Raw genomic sequence first — 14,124 nt, forward strand, 5'->3', positions numbered from 1 at the left:
GACCCGCGGCGCCCCGACGTTCCACGTCGAGGGCGCCGCGGGTTTTCACATGCCCTTCCTCAGTCCGTGCGGGGCGCCAGGTGCCGGTCGAACCAGTCGAGTGCCTCCACCGCCGTGTGCCGCCACTCCTGTGCGCCCTGGAGCAGCTGTTCGGCCCCGGAGACCACGCGCAGGTCGGTCTGTGCGCTCATGCGGCCGCGCGCCCATTCGCTGAGCTCGCGCACGAAGGAGTCACTGCTCTCCAACAGGATGAGGGACGGTGCGCGCACCTGCGACAGGCTCGGTTCGGCGAGGTCGATCCGGCCTCCGTACACCACGACCGCGCCCAGGTCCTGCGGCCGCTCCGCGGCGGTGACCAGGGCCGCGGGCGCGGCCGCTCCGGCGCCGAACACGCCCAGCGGCTCGGTGGCCGCGTCGGTGGCCCGGCGCAGCCAGGTGACCGCCGCGTTGAGGCGCTCCCCCATCGTCCGGGCGTCGTCGCCGTCGGCGCCGGCCGAGGCGTCGGTCCACAGGTCCAGAAGCAGTGTCGCGTAGCCGGCGCGCTGGAAGACCGAGGCGGCGGCGCGCCAGCGTGGGTCGGTCCGTCCCTCCCCGAAGGCCATCACGATGGCGCCGCGCAGTGCGCTCGGCATGGTCAGGTCTCCGTCGAGGTAGACCTGCCCGGCCCTGATCCGCACCGCGCGGGCCGTGTTCTCCTCCGGCCGCACACGGCCGCGTTCGGCGAGGATCGCGGTGACGTGACCGTCGGAGAGCTGGCCGAAGTCCCGGTACCACTCACCCACCGCGTGGAAGTTCTCGGGCACGCTGAGCACGACCAGGGCGTCGGCCTCGTCGCGCAGCGACTCCACCGCCTCCGGCGAGGCGACGGGTACGGCCAGGACCACCTGGGACGGACCGGCCTGGCGGACCATGCGCAGTGCGGCCCGCGCCGTACCGCCGGTGGCGACGCCGTCGTCCACCACCACGCAGTCACGCCCGGCGATGCGCGGCGCCGGCCGCTCTCCCCGGTACACACGGCGGCGCCGGTCGAGTTCGGCGCGTTCGGCCTCCACGGTGTCGTGCAGTGCCTGCCGCGGGACCCGCAGCCTGGCGAGCGCCTGGTCGTCGAAGAAGACGTGTCCGTCCTCGGAGATCGCGCCGACCCCGGTCTCGGGCCGACCGGGCAGGCCGATCTTGCGGACCACGAGCACGTCGAAGTCGACGTCCAGCCGCCGGGCGAGTTCGGCGCCGACCGGAACACCGCCGCGGGGCAGTGCCAGCACGATGGGGTCGTTGACGGCGTAGGCGCGCACGCGCTCGGCGAGGCGGCGGCCCGCCTCGGAGCGGTCGGTGAAGGGCAGCGACACGGGTACCGGATTCATAGTCTTCCCGGCGCCGGACCTCCTCGGAAAGCCTGGCGCCGCTCCTCTCGGCGTCTCGTGTTGAGCCGTTGGAAAAGTGGTACCGGCATACCCCGCGGCACGGCCGTTCCAACCCCGACCGTCGGCAAAAAGGGCGCGTTCAGGTCGCCCGCGCGCCGTTCCGGAGCGCCGCCATGAGGAGGGCGTCGTGCCTGCGACCCTCCCAGAGCAGGGCGTCGCGCATCCGGCCCTCGACCGCGAAACCGCACGAGCGGTAGACGGCGATGGCACGCATGTTGAAGGCGTAGACGTACAGCCACACCCGGTGCAGCCCGATCTTGTCGAAGGCGTAGTCCAGGACGAGTTCGGTGGCCTCCCTCCCCAGGCCCTGGCCGGTGAACTCGATCGCCGACAGGGCGATGCGGTACCCCGCGCTCTCGTTCTCCGGCGCCACCGAGTACACCGACAATTCGCCCAGGTAGCGGTGGTCTCCGGGCGAGGTGATGGCCATGTCCATCCGGTCCGTGCGCCCCGACCTGCTCTCGCACCACTCCCTGGCCTGCGCGTAGGTCAGGTGCCGATGGGTGCCGGTCAGTCTGCGGACCTCCTCGTCGAGGCTGGCGGCGAAGTAGGCCTCCGTGTGCTCCGGGGCCAGGGGCACCAGGCGGACGTTCCTCCCGGAGAGGGTCGGGGTGTCTCGCAGCGCGCTCATGTTGATCATGTGTGATCTTCCGGTTCCGTCCGGGAGCCGTGGCTGGCACGTCCCCCGGGGTCGGGCGTCGGCGGACAGGGGCGGAGCGCGCCGTGCGCGGGAGCGGACCGTCGGGGCGCGGACCATGTCGGGCCTGTCGAGGAGGGAGGGCCGGGGCGGATGACGAGGGCTTGGCCGGAGGCGTCCGTGGATCGTGGTGGCGGGCGAGGGATCGGAAGGGCCGGGGCGAGGGCGGTGGTGGGCGACTGTGGCAGGCCCTCTATGTACATCGGCCACGGGCACGATGGCAACCCCCACCGCCACCGGCGGCGCATTCCGGTGTCCTCCTCCAGGCGGAGTGGATAGCATCTGCGCGCACCGACGACGCCCCTGGAGCCGCTTTGAGCAGTACGACCGACATGACCTCCGCCCCGCCCCCCGAGGCGCGCAGGGCCAGGGGCGCCGTCTCCACGCTCTTCTTCGTGAACGGGTTCACCTACACCAACGCCGTGCCGTGGCTGCCGGTCATCAAGTCGGACCTGGGCCTGTCCAACACCGAACTGGGCCTGGCGATCGCGGCGATGCCCACTGGTGCCATTCTGACCGGGATGCTGGCGGGCCCGCTGATCCACTGGTTCGGCAGCGGCCGCACGGCGGTGGGAACGAGCCTGCTGTCCCTAGGAGCGCTTCCGTTCATCGCGCTGGCGCAGAACTGGTGGATGCTGGCGGCCGCCCTGTTCGTCCTGGGCAGCGCCGACGCCTGGACCGACTCCGCACAGAACTCGCACGGCCTGCGCGTGCAGCGGCGCTACGGGCGCACCATCATCAACACCTTCCACGCCGTGTGGAGCCTGGCCGCGGTCGTCGGCGGCCTCCTGGGCGCGGCGATGGCCGGTTCCGGTGTACCGATCCTGTGGCACCTGGGCGGGGTCGCCGTCGTGCTGGTGGGTGTGAATCTCGTGGCGAGCCGCATGCTGCTGCCGGGCCCGGAGAACAGCGAGCGCGGGGACGGGACCGACGGGCACGGCGGGCAGCGGCAGCGGATGCCGATGCGCGGAGTGGTCCTGCTGCTCATGCTCGCGGTCCTGCTGATGTTCGCCGGCGGGATCGAGGACTCCGCCGCCTCATGGGGCGCGGTGTACATGACCACCGAGCTCGACGCGTCGCTGTTCCTGGCCGCGATGCCGTTCGTGGCCTGCCAGGCGATGATGACCGTGGGACGACTGCTCGGCGACCGCGTGACCGACCGGTTCGGCGCGGCCGCGGTGGGGCGCGCCTGCGGTCTGCTGGCGGCGGGGGGCATGGCCTTCGCGCTGCTGATCGCGCACCCGGTGACGACGGTGATCGGTTTCGGCGTGATGGGCCTGGGCGTGTCCACCCTGTTCCCGCTCACTCTGGCGGCCGCCGGGAACGTCCCGGGCGTCCGTACCGGGGACGGCGTGACCATCGTGGGCTGGCTCGGCCGGGCCGGGTTCCTGGCCTTCCCACCGCTGGTGGGGATGATCGCCGACACGCTCTCCCTGGGGGCCGCGCTGTGGGTGGTCTCGGGCGGTGGTGTGGCGGCCTTCCTGCTGGCCTCCGCCCTGCGCCCGAGGGGGTGAGCGGCTCCCCGGCACGCTGGCATGACGAGGGCCCCGGCCGTGGCGGCCGGGGCCCTCACGCACTCACGGCCCCGGAGGAGCCGTGGTCGCGGGTACTACGCCACCGGGGACTCGCGGCGGGCACCGGCCCACAGGGCCAGCGCGCCGATCCCGGTCACGACCGCACCGCCGAGGACGAAGCCCTCGAGGTCGACACCGGTCGTGGGCAGGGGACCGTTGTCGTCACCACTGGACGTGGTGACCGATCCGGTGCCGGTGCTGCTCGGCACGGAGCTCTCCGGCGTGCCGGTGCCCGGGGCCGAGGCGCCGGGAGCCGAGGTGCCGGGAGCCTGGCTCTCGTCACCCGAGTCACCGCCGGTGCCGGGGTTGCCCCCGTCGCCGCCGGTGTCGCCGCCCGTGTCGCCACCGGTGTCACCACCCGTGTCACCGCCAGTGTCACCACCGGTGTCACCACCGGTGTCACCACCGGTGTCACCGCCGCCGTCACCACCGGTGTCACCACCGGTGTCACCACCCGTGTCACCACCGGTGTCACCACCCGTGTCACCACCGGTGTCACCACCCGTGTCACCGCCAGTGTCACCACCGGTGTCACCACCGCCGGTGTCGCCACCGCCGTCACCACCACCGGGGTTACCGCCGGCGTCACCGCCGCCGTCACCACCACCGGGGTTACCGCCGGTGTCGCCACCGCCGTCACCACCACCGGGGTTACCGCCGGTGTCGCCACCGCCGTCACCACCACCGGGGTTACCGGGGTCGTCACCTTGGTCGCCGTCGAGCAGGGCGTCGAAGGTGCTCTGGACGGCTTCGTCCAGGGCCGGAACCACAGGCTGGGCCTGTGTCTCCTCAGCCGCTACGGGGGTGGCCTCCTCCACGGTGTCCGCGAACACCGGGCCGACCGAGAATCCCGCCATGAACAGCGCGGAGGCCGTCACGGTGAGGACTCGCTTCTTGGGGGTCATCCCACTCCTTTCTTCTTCCATGGGGATTTCTAATGAGAGGGGATGGCATAGAGGTGGTCGTCGTGGACCACGATGGCGTTGTCGCCCAGGAGCCCTTCGGGCTGCGCGGCGCCCTCGGGCACGTCGGTGGGCATGCCCGAGGTGCTCACCGCCACCGGCGCGCCGTCGAGTTGCCCGAAGACCTGGTCTCCGACCGCGATCTCGGGCACGAAGCCGGGGAGCACCGCCGCGTCGCCGGACTCGGGGTCCATCACGAGGGGGCCGTAGGCGACCACGCGGGTCCCGATCGGCCCGGAGCGGTGGCGCACGTCCTCCAGGTCCGCGGGGTCGATGTCGGCCCCTCCGACCGCACTGCCGTCCTCGCGGTCGTGGAAGGCCAGGTGGACCCCCTCCCCTCGGAGGGGCTCCCAGCGCACGATCACGTACTCGCGCAGTGCGGTGACGATCCCGTCCATCTCACCGGCGTCCTGCGGGCGCCGGGCGTGGACCTCCTCGCTGCCGCCGTCGGTGTCGACCCACTCCCAGGGGCCGTTCACGACCGCGGTGAGGACGCGTTCCCCGTCTGCCACCAGGGGCGCGGAGCTGCCCGGGGGCTCGATCTCGACGAGCTCCCCGCCGACGGGCACGAACGCGGTCTCCGCCGTGCGCACGAGCACCGAGTCGCCCACGTACTGGGCGGTGGCGTCCGTCGGCAGGGCCACGCTCGTCGGTGGGCCGCCCTCGGTGGGCCAGAACCAGAGCGTGTCGGCCGTCTCCAGGACGATCGCGGTCGCGCCCTCGTACTCCACGAAGCGCGGCGGGTCCAGGAACTCCCCGGAGCCCGCGGGCAGGTCGACGACCCAGCGGCGCTCACCGTCGGCGCCGAACAGGTTGAGCCGGTCGTCGGGGTCGGTGTAGGCGAGGAAGTCGCCCTCCCGGCTCACTCCCGGCCGGGTGTCCGGGGCCAGGGGCTCGTCGAAGACGACGACGTCGTCGAAACCGGGGGGCGCGGGGTGGCCGAGGGTGGCGGTGCCGTCCTCACCCCCGCTCTCGGCGGCCGTGGAGGGGCCGGAGAGGAACCGCGTCGCCACGGCACCCGCTCCGACGAGCAGTACCAGGGCCAGCGCGGCTGCCGCGGCGATGACCAGAGTCCTCCCCCGGGAGGAACCGCCTCCACGTACCGCCGGCGGGTGCACGCCGGCCGCGGCCGGCGCGGCGGCGGGCGCCGCCTCGTCCGCCGCCCGCACCACACCGTCGGGGGTCGCCATCAGCAGCCAGTAGCCGTTGGCGTCGCGGGCGTCGACCAGCACCGGCTGCCCGATTCTGGCGGCGTAGCCGGTGGCGACGTCCAGCGCGGCACGGCGCGTCTCCTTGGGTGCGGCGCCGGTCACGACCTGGCGCTGCCCATCGATGACGATCTCCGCGCTGTGCTCGTCGGGAGCGATGACGATGACGGCTGTGGGCCGGGACTGCCCCGGTCGGGACGCCCGGCTCATGGTGCCTCCGAAGGCATGGGGAACGTGGACCTGTTCGTGTACGTGGTGACGGGGGACCTCGGTCAACGGTGGGCACCGCTGCCCTGGGGGGTTACCGAGCGGTGGCGTTGGCACACGCGTAGTCAATGCTGCACGAGATGATACTGACTGACGGCCGCGTCGCCTATTCCGGCCAGGGTCGGGACGAGCGGCCGCACAGGGTGAACGATCGGGTCGTGCGCGAGGCTCTTACGCCCTGACCTCGGAATTCGCGTTCACCTCGATTCGTCGTCGCACCGTCCGGCGTGACCCGACGTTGAAGTGGACACATTCCGAGCACACATGGTTCACGCCGAAAATGGCCGGATCCGGCCAGGGCGCCGGAGGGCCCGGCGGTGTCAGCGCCCGTGGTACTCGTCGATCGTGTCGATGACCGCCTGCTCACGGCGTTCGACGAGGCGGTTGGCACGCTGGAAGCCGCGGGTGGCGATCTCCGCCCGGGCCGCGGCGGTACGCGCGGTCGGCCACATGGCGTCGATCTCCGAGTTCAGGCTGGAACCCACCAGTACGGCGATCGCCATGACGTACAGCCACGCCAGGATGGCGATGGGCGCGGCCAGCGACCCGTAGATGCTCACCTGTCCGAACGAGGCGTCCAGGTAGGCGCGCAGCACCGCCGACCCGGCGATGAGCACCAGGGTGGCCAGCAGGGCGCCCGGCAGGTGCCGCCACAGCGGCGTGCGGACCGGGACGCTGAGCGCGTAGAGGAAGGTGACCGCGGCCACGGCCAGGACCACCACGATCGGCCAGTAGAAGACGTTGAGCCGCCCCACGGTGACGGGCAGCAGGTGGTGGACGAGGTCGGGGCCGGCCACCAGGACCGGCAGCACGAGCAACGCGAAGACCAGCGCCCCCAGGTAGCCCACGAAGGCCAGGACGCGCTGGCGCATCCACCCCCGGAGCTCGTCCAACCCGTAGGAGATGGTGATGGAGCGGATGAACACGTTCATGGCGCGCGAGCCCGACCACAGGGAGACCAGGAAGGTCGCCGACAGCAGGCCGCCCTGGACACCGCCCAGGAAGTCGTCCACCAGGGGCTCCACGACGGTGCCGACCGTGGCCGGGGTCAGGACCCGGGCCGCCAGGTCCAGGATCCACACCCGGATCTCCTCCACCAGGTCCTCGCCGAGGACCGTGGCGAGCGGCCCCAGTGCGCCGACCAGGCACAGCAGCAGCGCGGGCAGCGAGATCAGGGAGAAGAAGGCGGACTCGGCGGCCAGTCCGACGACGCGGTCCCTGGCGAAGGCCCGGACGGTCCGCACGACCAGCAGGAGCGCGTTGTGCGTGCGGGGGTGACGGCGCAGCCACGCGCCGACGGCCCTCCACAGACCTTCCCAGAATCCCACCACAGGGAGAACGTTATCGGCCCGGGGAATCGGCCACGCGCGCGGCCGTCCCGTGGGGTGACCTGACTCACCCCGCGCGCTCCCGTCTGGACAAAGCGCGGACCCCCGTGACATTCTCATTGCATGATCGCTGCTCTGGACCCCATGCTCTGCGTGCGCCGCCACGTGGACTTCCTTCGGGTCCGTAGTGCCATCTGTTGCAGCGTCGGTTAATCTCGCCGCCTTTTTGACGCACCCGTGATTCAGGTGTGCGCGCGGCCCCGGCGCTCTCCCCTTCTTCGATTCCCACACACGTGGACTCACTCCTGTTCGCCCGGCACGACGACGTGCGGCGCTGGAGCCAGTGGTGCGGGCGCCGGGACCGTGTGCACCCCGCGACCCCATCGGAGACACCCGCGATGCCTCCCTCTTCCGCGCAGCCCGGCACGTCCGCGACGGCAGCCAAGCCACGGCGACGCCGTGGCGAGGGCCAGTGGGCCCTGGGCTACCGTGAGCCGCTGAACAAGAACGAGGAGAACAAGAAGAACGACGACGGGCTCAACGTCCGCGACCGGATCGTCAACGTCTACTCCAAGGCGGGTTTCGACTCCATCGACCCCGCCGACCTTCGCGGGCGCTTCCGCTGGTTCGGCCTCTACACCCAGCGCGCCCCGGGCATCGACGGCGGCAAGACGGCCGTGCTGGAGCCCGAGGAGCTCGACGACCGGTACTTCATGCTGCGCGTGCGCATCGACGGCGGACAGCTGTCGGCGGCGCAGCTGCGCGCGGTCGCGGAGATCTCCCGCGACTACGGGCGCGACACCGCCGACATCACCGACCGCCAGAACGTGCAGTACCACTGGATCCGGGTCGAGGACGTGCCCGCGATCTGGGACAAGCTGGAGTCGGTGGGCCTGTCCACCATGGAGGCCTGCGGCGACACTCCGCGCGTCATCCTGGGCTGTCCGCTGGCCGGCGTGGCCGAGGACGAGGTCCTGGACGCCACCCCGGAGATCTTCCAGGTCAACGAGGACCACATCGGCAGCCCGCTGTTCTCGAACCTGCCGCGCAAGTTCAAGACGTCGATCTCGGGCTGCTCGTCCTACTGCACGAACCACGAGATCAACGACGTGGCCTTCGTCGGGGTGCGCAACGAGGCGGGTGAGGCCGGCTACGACCTGTTCGTCGGCGGCGGCCTGTCCACCAACCCGATGTTCGCCCAGCGTCTGGGCACGTTCGTGCGCCCGGACCAGGTCAGCGAGGTCTGGGCGGGGGTCTGCTCGGTCTTTCGCGACTACGGCTTCCGCCGCCTGCGCACACGCGCGCGGATCAAGTTCCTCATCAAGGAGTGGGGCGCCGAGCAGTTCCGCCGGGTCCTGCAGGACGAGTACCTGGGCTACGCGCTGCCGGACGGTCCCGCGCCGGAGCTGGACCCGGGCCTGGAGCGCGACCACGTGGGCGTGCACCGCCAGCGCGACGGGAAGTTCTACGTCGGCTTCACGCCCAAGGTCGGCCGGGTCTCGGGCACCAAGCTGCTGCGCGTCGCCGAGATCGCCGAGGAGCACGGGTCGGACCGCATCCGCACCACCGCCGACCAGAAGCTCGTGATCCTCGACATCACCGAGGACCGGGTCGCCTCGATCACCGCGGCGCTGGAGTCGGAGGACCTGCAGGTCAACCCGAGCACCTTCCGCCGCCAGACGATGGCGTGCACCGGGATCGAGTTCTGCAAGCTGGCGATCGTGGAGACCAAGGGCCGCGCCGCCACGCTCATCGACGAGCTGGAGAAGCGGCTCCCGGACTTCGACGAGCCGCTGACCATCAACGTCAACGGGTGCCCGAACTCCTGCGCCCGTATCCAGGTCGCCGACATCGGCCTCAAGGGCCAGCTGATGCTGAACGACCGGGGCGAGCAGGTCGAGGGCTACCAGATCCACCTGGGCGGCGGCATGGGCCTGACCTCGTCCTTCGGCAAGAAGATCCGCGGTCTGAAGGCCACCGCGGACGACCTGCCGGACTACGTCGAGCGCGTCCTGCGCCGCTACCAGGCGCAGAAGCAGGACGGCGAGGCGTTCGCGACCTGGGTCGGCCGCGCCGACGACGCCGACCTGACCTGATCTGATCTGATCTGAGCCGTGGCGGGCCCCGGGCCCGCCACGCCCACCCACGAAGGAAGAGGTGCGCCATGTCCGAGAGGGCCGCGCCCTACTACTGCCCCTACTGCGGTGACGAGGACCTGGTGCCCGAGGAGGGCGCCGCTGTGAAGGGCGAGGGATACCCCTGGGCCTGCCTGTCCTGTGCCCGCGTGTTCCGAGTCAAGTACGTCGGGTTGCGCTCCGCGTCGCTGAGCGCCCCCTCCAGACCGACGGAAGGGAATTCATGAACGCCACGATCACCCCGGTGGGCGGCCCCGAGCTGGCCGAGCGCGCCGCGCGCGAGCTGGAGGAGGCCTCCGCCGCGGAGATCATCTCCTGGGCCGCGCGGACCTTTCAGGAGGGGCTGTGCATGACCTCCTCGATGGCCGACGCCCTCATGGTCGACCTGGCGTCCCGGTCGGTGCCCGGGATCGACGTGATCTTCCTGGACACCGGCTACCACTTCCCCGAGACCATCGGGACCCGGGACGCCGTGGCCTCGGTCTACGACATCAACCTCATCAACGTCGAGCCCGTCCGGACCGTGGCCGAGCAGGACCTGGCCCTGGGGCCGCGACTGCACGGGCGCGACCCGGCGATCTGCTGCCACCTGCGCAAGGTGGAACCGCTCCAGCGGGCGCTGGAGCCCTACAGCGCGTGGTTGACGGGCCTGCGCCGGGAGGACTCGGTGACCCGCCGCGACACCCCGGTCGTGCAGTGGGACCGGCGTCGGCGGATGACCAAGGTCAACCCGATCGCACGGTGGACCCAGGACCAGGTCGACACCTACATGGCCGAGAACGGGGTCATGGTCAACCCCCTGCAGTACGACGGCTTCCCCTCGATCGGCTGCGAGCCGTGCACCCGGCGCGTGGCGCCGGGCGAGGACCCGCGCAGCGGCCGCTGGGCGGGCACCGGCAAGACCGAGTGCGGCATCCACGTCTGACCCGGGACGGGGCCCTCTAACCCAGGACGGGGCCCAGGGAGTGTTTCCGCGAGGGCCTTCGGGTGAGCGAGCGGTCGCGAGCCCGGAACGCCCCTCGGAACACGACCTGGCCCCGCCCTCCGACGCTGTGACGGAGACGATGAGTACGACCCTGCTGGCCGTGGCACACGGCAGCGCCGACCCGCGTTCGGCGGCGGCGGTGTCCGCGTTGTTCGAGCGCGTGCGGTCCCTGCGCCCCGGCCTCGACGTGCGCGTGTGCTATCTCGACCACACCGCGCCCAGCGCCGAGGAGGCGCTCGACGACCTCGCGGCGTCCGGCGCCGGCGAGGTCGTCGTCCTGCCGACGCTGCTCACCGCGGCCTTCCACAGCAAGGTGGACCTGCCCGGGGTCCTGGCCGGTGTGCGCGAGCGGAGCCCCTGGCTGCGGGTGCGCTACGCCGAGACCCTGGGCCCGCACCCGCTGCTGCTGCGGGCCGTGGAGCGGCGCCTGGCCGAGGCGGGAGCCACCGCGGATCCCGGGACCGCACTGGTCCTGGCCTCCGCCGGCTCGAGCGATCCCGAGGCCAACGCCACCATCCGGGCGATGGCGGAGCGGCTGGCCGAGCGCGGGCCCTGGCGCGAGGTGGTCGCCGCGTTCGCCTCCGCGGCCTCGCCGAGTCCGGCGGAGGCCGTCGCCGAGCTGCTGCCGCACTCCCGGGTGGCGGTCGCGACCTACCTGTTGGCGCCCGGGTACTTCTCCGACCGGATCCGGGAGCGGTCCGCCGGTGCGCACGTGGTCTCCGAGGCCCTCGGCGACGTCCCCGAACTCGCCCGCGTCGTCCTGGAGCGCTACGATGCGGCGGTCTCCGAACCGGCCCTGAGGGGGGAGCTGTGAGCATCAGGAACCGGCTACGGGGCCTTCCGGTCTTCGCCGGACCGCTGGCGGCCTTCGACCCGGACTCGGCCCCGGCCGATCCCGCCGACCTGTTCATCCGGTGGTTCACCGAGGCGGTCGAGGTGGGTGTGAGCGAGCCGCACGCGATGACCGTGGCCACGGTCGACGACCTGGGCGCGCCGTCCTCGCGTGTGGTGATCATGAAGGACTTCACGCCCGAGGGGTGGTGGTTCGCCACCACGACGACCTCGCGCAAGGGCCGCGACATGGCCGCGAACCCGGCCGTGGCCCTCGGCTTCTACTGGGGCCCGCAGGGGCGCCAGGTCCGTGTGCGCGGAACCGCCGAGTTGGCGAGCGCGCAGGAGTGCGCGGCCGACTTCCTCGCCCGTCCCCTGGAGTCCAGGGTCGCGGGACTGCACGGTCACCAGAGCGAGCCGCTGAGCGACCTCGCCGAGATCGGCCGCACCGCCGACCGGAGCCGGGAGCGTCTGCTGGAGGACCCGGACCTCGCACCGGACGACTGGGGCCTGTACCTGGTGACCCCGGTCGAGGTCGAGTTCTGGCAGGGCGACCCGGACCGCCGCCACACCCGTCTGGCCTACGAGCGCGCCGAGCCGGGCGCGCCCTGGCACCGCACCCTCCTGTGGCCCTGACCCCGCCCTGAAGCCCGTCCGGGTGCGCGAGGACGCGGTGCGGCGAGCCGCGGTGCCGGATGGCCCCGGACGCCCGGGGCGGGACCGGGACGGCTCGGCCCGAGGGCGGGCAGGAGGCGCTCTGGACGGGTCGGGCCTCCTCCAGTGAACCGAACCTGGTTCGGTTCACTGCGTCCCGTCCGGGTACGATGCGGTCACTCTCCAGCCCGGATCCGAAGGACGGTAGGCGACGATGCCCCCGACGCACGAGGTGTTCAACCAGGCCACTCCCCTCGGCGACTACGCCGCCGCGGACGACCCCGCCCTGGTGGAGGGCCTGCGGCGCGAGGGCGCGGAGTGGGCGGAGCCGGAGGTCCGCGAGGTCGGCGACGCGGCAGGGTCCGAGCGCGTGCGCGCCTGGGGCGAGTCCGCCAACGCCTACCCGCCGGTCCTGCGCACCCACGACCGCTACGGGCACCGGATCGACGAGATCGACTACCAGCCCGCCTACCACGTCCTCATGGACCAGGCCGTCGAGCACGGCCTGCACGCCGCGCCCTGGGCCGATGAGCGCCCCGGTGCGCACGTGGCGCGCGCCGCCAAGTTCTTCCTCTGGTCACAGGCCGAGAGCGGCCACGGGTGCCCGCTCTCGATGACCTACGCCGTCGTGCCCGCGCTGCGCCACGCGCCGGCGCTCGCCGAACAGTACGAACCGCTGCTGACCTCCCGCTCCTACGACTTCGGGCTGCGCGCTCCCCTGGGCAAGCGCGGCCTGATCGCGGGCATGTCCATGACCGAGAAGCAGGGCGGCTCGGACGTACGCGCCAACACCACCCGGGCGGTCCCCACCTCCGAGGGCCACTACCTCCTCACCGGGCACAAGTGGTTCACCTCCGCTCCGATGAGCGACTTCTTCCTCACCCTGGCCCAGGCACCCGAGGGGCTGAGCTGTTTCCTCGTCCCGCAGGTCCTGCCCGACGGCTCCCGCAACGCCCTCCTCGTCCAGCGGCTCAAGGACAAACTCGGCAACCACTCCAACGCCTCGGCGGAGCTGGAGTACGACGGCGCGGTCGCCCACCTGGTCGGCGAGCCCGGCCGCGGTGTCCCCACCATCATCGAGATGGTCAACTGCACCCGCCTGGACTGCGTCATCGGCTCCGCCTCCGGCATGCGCGCCGCCCTGACGCACGCGCTGCACCACGCCGAGCACCGCGCCGCGTTCGGGCGGACGCTCGTCGACCAGCCCCTGATGCGCAACGTCCTGGCCGACCTCGCCCTGGAGTCGGAGGCCGCCACCACCCTCATGACCCGCCTGGCCGGGGCCATGGACCGCTCGGTGCGCGGAGACGAAGCCGAGATGGCGTTCCGCCGCCTGGGGGTGGCGGTCGGCAAGTTCTGGGTGACCAAGCGCCAGCCCGTCCACGCCGCGGAGGCTTTGGAGTGCCTGGGCGGCAACGGGTACGTCGAGGAGTCCGGGATGCCTCGGCTCTTCCGCGACTCCCCGCTGAACTCCATCTGGGAGGGCTCGGGCAACGTGGCCGCGCTGGACGTGCTCCGGGCGATGGGCCGCAACCCGGAGTCGTTGGAGGCCTTCCTCGGCGAGGTGGGCACGGCCTCGGGCACCGACGACCGCTTCGACGCCGCCCTCAAGCGCCTGCACCAGACGCTGGGCGACCTGGACGAGGCCCAGTACCGGGCCCGCTCGGTCGTGGAGCTGATGGCCCTCACCCTCCAGGCGTCCCTGCTGTTGCGGCACGCTCCGACCCCGGTGGCCGAGGCCTTCACCCGCTCGCGGCTGGGGGGCGAGTGGGGCGGGGTGTTCGGTACTCTGCCGCGCGGCGTCGACACCGCCCTCATCCTGGACCGCGCCCGGCCCCGGCGCTGAGCGGGCCCCGCCCCTGGCACCGGAGCACCGGAGCACCGGCCCGAGGAGGATTCGTGGTTTTCGCCGATCCCGAATACTCCGACAAACCCAGATAATTCCAGAGACATACCACCCGTTTCGCCACTCCTCCGATGATCATCGGCCCTGGTCGGCATACTTCGGTGACGGGAGCGGAAGTAAGTAGTCGTCACCAACGCAACCGCCCGCTTTCGGACG

The 14,124-nt window shown here is 72.1% G+C and carries 12 protein-coding genes; 7 read left to right on the forward strand and 5 right to left on the reverse strand.

Annotated features, from left to right (window positions below; translation table 11 throughout):
* Window positions 1–59 precede the first annotated feature (59 nt).
* Window positions 60–1,361 carry a phosphoribosyltransferase family protein gene (locus tag M1P99_RS00665; protein WP_304450747.1) on the reverse strand — a complete coding sequence of 434 codons (1,302 nt, stop codon included), beginning with the start codon at window positions 1,359–1,361 and terminating at the stop codon, window positions 60–62.
* Between the two features lie 139 nt (window positions 1,362–1,500).
* Window positions 1,501–2,061, reverse strand: coding sequence for a GNAT family N-acetyltransferase (locus tag M1P99_RS00670; protein ID WP_304450748.1), 561 nt, complete (start codon window positions 2,059–2,061; stop codon window positions 1,501–1,503).
* A gap of 371 nt (window positions 2,062–2,432) precedes the next feature.
* On the opposite strand from M1P99_RS00670, the gene M1P99_RS00675 reads away from it, so the two are divergent.
* Complete coding sequence (locus M1P99_RS00675) at window positions 2,433–3,632, forward strand: MFS transporter (protein WP_304450749.1); 1,200 nt, start codon at window positions 2,433–2,435, stop codon at window positions 3,630–3,632.
* 95 nt (window positions 3,633–3,727) lie between these two features.
* On the opposite strand, the gene M1P99_RS00680 is transcribed toward M1P99_RS00675, so the two are convergent.
* The 3 genes from M1P99_RS00680 to M1P99_RS00690 all read right to left on the reverse strand — a co-directional run bounded on the left by M1P99_RS00680 (window position 3,728) and on the right by M1P99_RS00690 (window position 7,460).
* Window positions 3,728–4,597, reverse strand: a complete 870-nt coding sequence (locus M1P99_RS00680) for a hypothetical protein (RefSeq protein WP_304450750.1) — start codon at window positions 4,595–4,597, stop codon at window positions 3,728–3,730.
* Between the two features lie 29 nt (window positions 4,598–4,626).
* Window positions 4,627–6,072, reverse strand: coding sequence for a hypothetical protein (locus M1P99_RS00685; RefSeq protein WP_304450751.1), 1,446 nt, complete (start codon window positions 6,070–6,072; stop codon window positions 4,627–4,629).
* A 377-nt stretch (window positions 6,073–6,449) separates the two neighbouring features.
* On the reverse strand, window positions 6,450–7,460 hold the full coding sequence (locus M1P99_RS00690) for a YihY/virulence factor BrkB family protein (RefSeq protein ID WP_304450752.1): 1,011 nt from the start codon (window positions 7,458–7,460) through the stop codon (window positions 6,450–6,452).
* 395 nt (window positions 7,461–7,855) lie between these two features.
* Here M1P99_RS00690 and M1P99_RS00695 point away from each other — a divergent pair, with 395 nt between their 5' ends.
* From M1P99_RS00695 to M1P99_RS00720, 6 genes are all read left to right on the forward strand, one after another.
* On the forward strand, window positions 7,856–9,553 hold the full coding sequence (locus tag M1P99_RS00695) for a nitrite/sulfite reductase (RefSeq protein WP_304450753.1): 1,698 nt from the start codon (window positions 7,856–7,858) through the stop codon (window positions 9,551–9,553).
* Window positions 9,554–9,621: 68 nt separating this feature from the next.
* Entirely contained in the window at window positions 9,622–9,819 is a 198-nt protein-coding gene (locus M1P99_RS00700) for a hypothetical protein (protein WP_304450754.1), read from the forward strand.
* Window positions 9,816–10,517, forward strand: coding sequence for a phosphoadenylyl-sulfate reductase (locus tag M1P99_RS00705; RefSeq protein WP_304450755.1), 702 nt, complete (start codon window positions 9,816–9,818; stop codon window positions 10,515–10,517). Before M1P99_RS00700 ends, M1P99_RS00705 begins: the two co-directional genes overlap by 4 nt.
* A 139-nt stretch (window positions 10,518–10,656) precedes the next feature.
* Complete coding sequence (locus M1P99_RS00710; protein WP_304450756.1) at window positions 10,657–11,391, forward strand: sirohydrochlorin chelatase; 735 nt, start codon at window positions 10,657–10,659, stop codon at window positions 11,389–11,391.
* A complete protein-coding gene (locus tag M1P99_RS00715) occupies window positions 11,388–12,044 on the forward strand; it encodes a pyridoxal 5'-phosphate synthase (protein WP_304450757.1) in 657 nt (218 codons plus the stop codon). The genes M1P99_RS00710 and M1P99_RS00715 overlap by 4 nt, the downstream gene beginning before the upstream one ends.
* A 232-nt stretch (window positions 12,045–12,276) precedes the next feature.
* On the forward strand, window positions 12,277–13,908 hold the full coding sequence (locus M1P99_RS00720; RefSeq protein WP_304450758.1) for an acyl-CoA dehydrogenase family protein: 1,632 nt from the start codon (window positions 12,277–12,279) through the stop codon (window positions 13,906–13,908).
* Window positions 13,909–14,124: the final 216 nt, after the last annotated feature.

The sequence above is a fragment of the Nocardiopsis sp. YSL2 genome, from assembly GCF_030555055.1.
In the GTDB taxonomy this organism is placed as follows: domain Bacteria; phylum Actinomycetota; class Actinomycetes; order Streptosporangiales; family Streptosporangiaceae; genus Nocardiopsis.

Bases quoted from the DNA above. Each gene is read 5' to 3' on its own strand.
- M1P99_RS00695 (WP_304450753.1), top strand. From the start codon at position 7,856: ATGCCTCCCTCTTCCGCGCAGCCCGGCACGTCCGCGACGGCAGCCAAG.
- M1P99_RS00705 (WP_304450755.1), top strand. From the start codon at position 9,816: ATGAACGCCACGATCACCCCGGTGGGCGGCCCCGAGCTGGCCGAGCGC.
- M1P99_RS00670 (WP_304450748.1), bottom strand. From the start codon at position 2,061: ATGATCAACATGAGCGCGCTGCGAGACACCCCGACCCTCTCCGGGAGG.
- M1P99_RS00720 (WP_304450758.1), top strand. From the start codon at position 12,277: ATGCCCCCGACGCACGAGGTGTTCAACCAGGCCACTCCCCTCGGCGAC.
- M1P99_RS00685 (WP_304450751.1), bottom strand. From the start codon at position 6,072: ATGAGCCGGGCGTCCCGACCGGGGCAGTCCCGGCCCACAGCCGTCATC.
- M1P99_RS00700 (WP_304450754.1), top strand. From the start codon at position 9,622: ATGTCCGAGAGGGCCGCGCCCTACTACTGCCCCTACTGCGGTGACGAG.
- M1P99_RS00710 (WP_304450756.1), top strand. From the start codon at position 10,657: ATGAGTACGACCCTGCTGGCCGTGGCACACGGCAGCGCCGACCCGCGT.
- M1P99_RS00680 (WP_304450750.1), bottom strand. From the start codon at position 4,597: ATGACCCCCAAGAAGCGAGTCCTCACCGTGACGGCCTCCGCGCTGTTC.
- M1P99_RS00665 (WP_304450747.1), bottom strand. From the start codon at position 1,361: ATGAATCCGGTACCCGTGTCGCTGCCCTTCACCGACCGCTCCGAGGCG.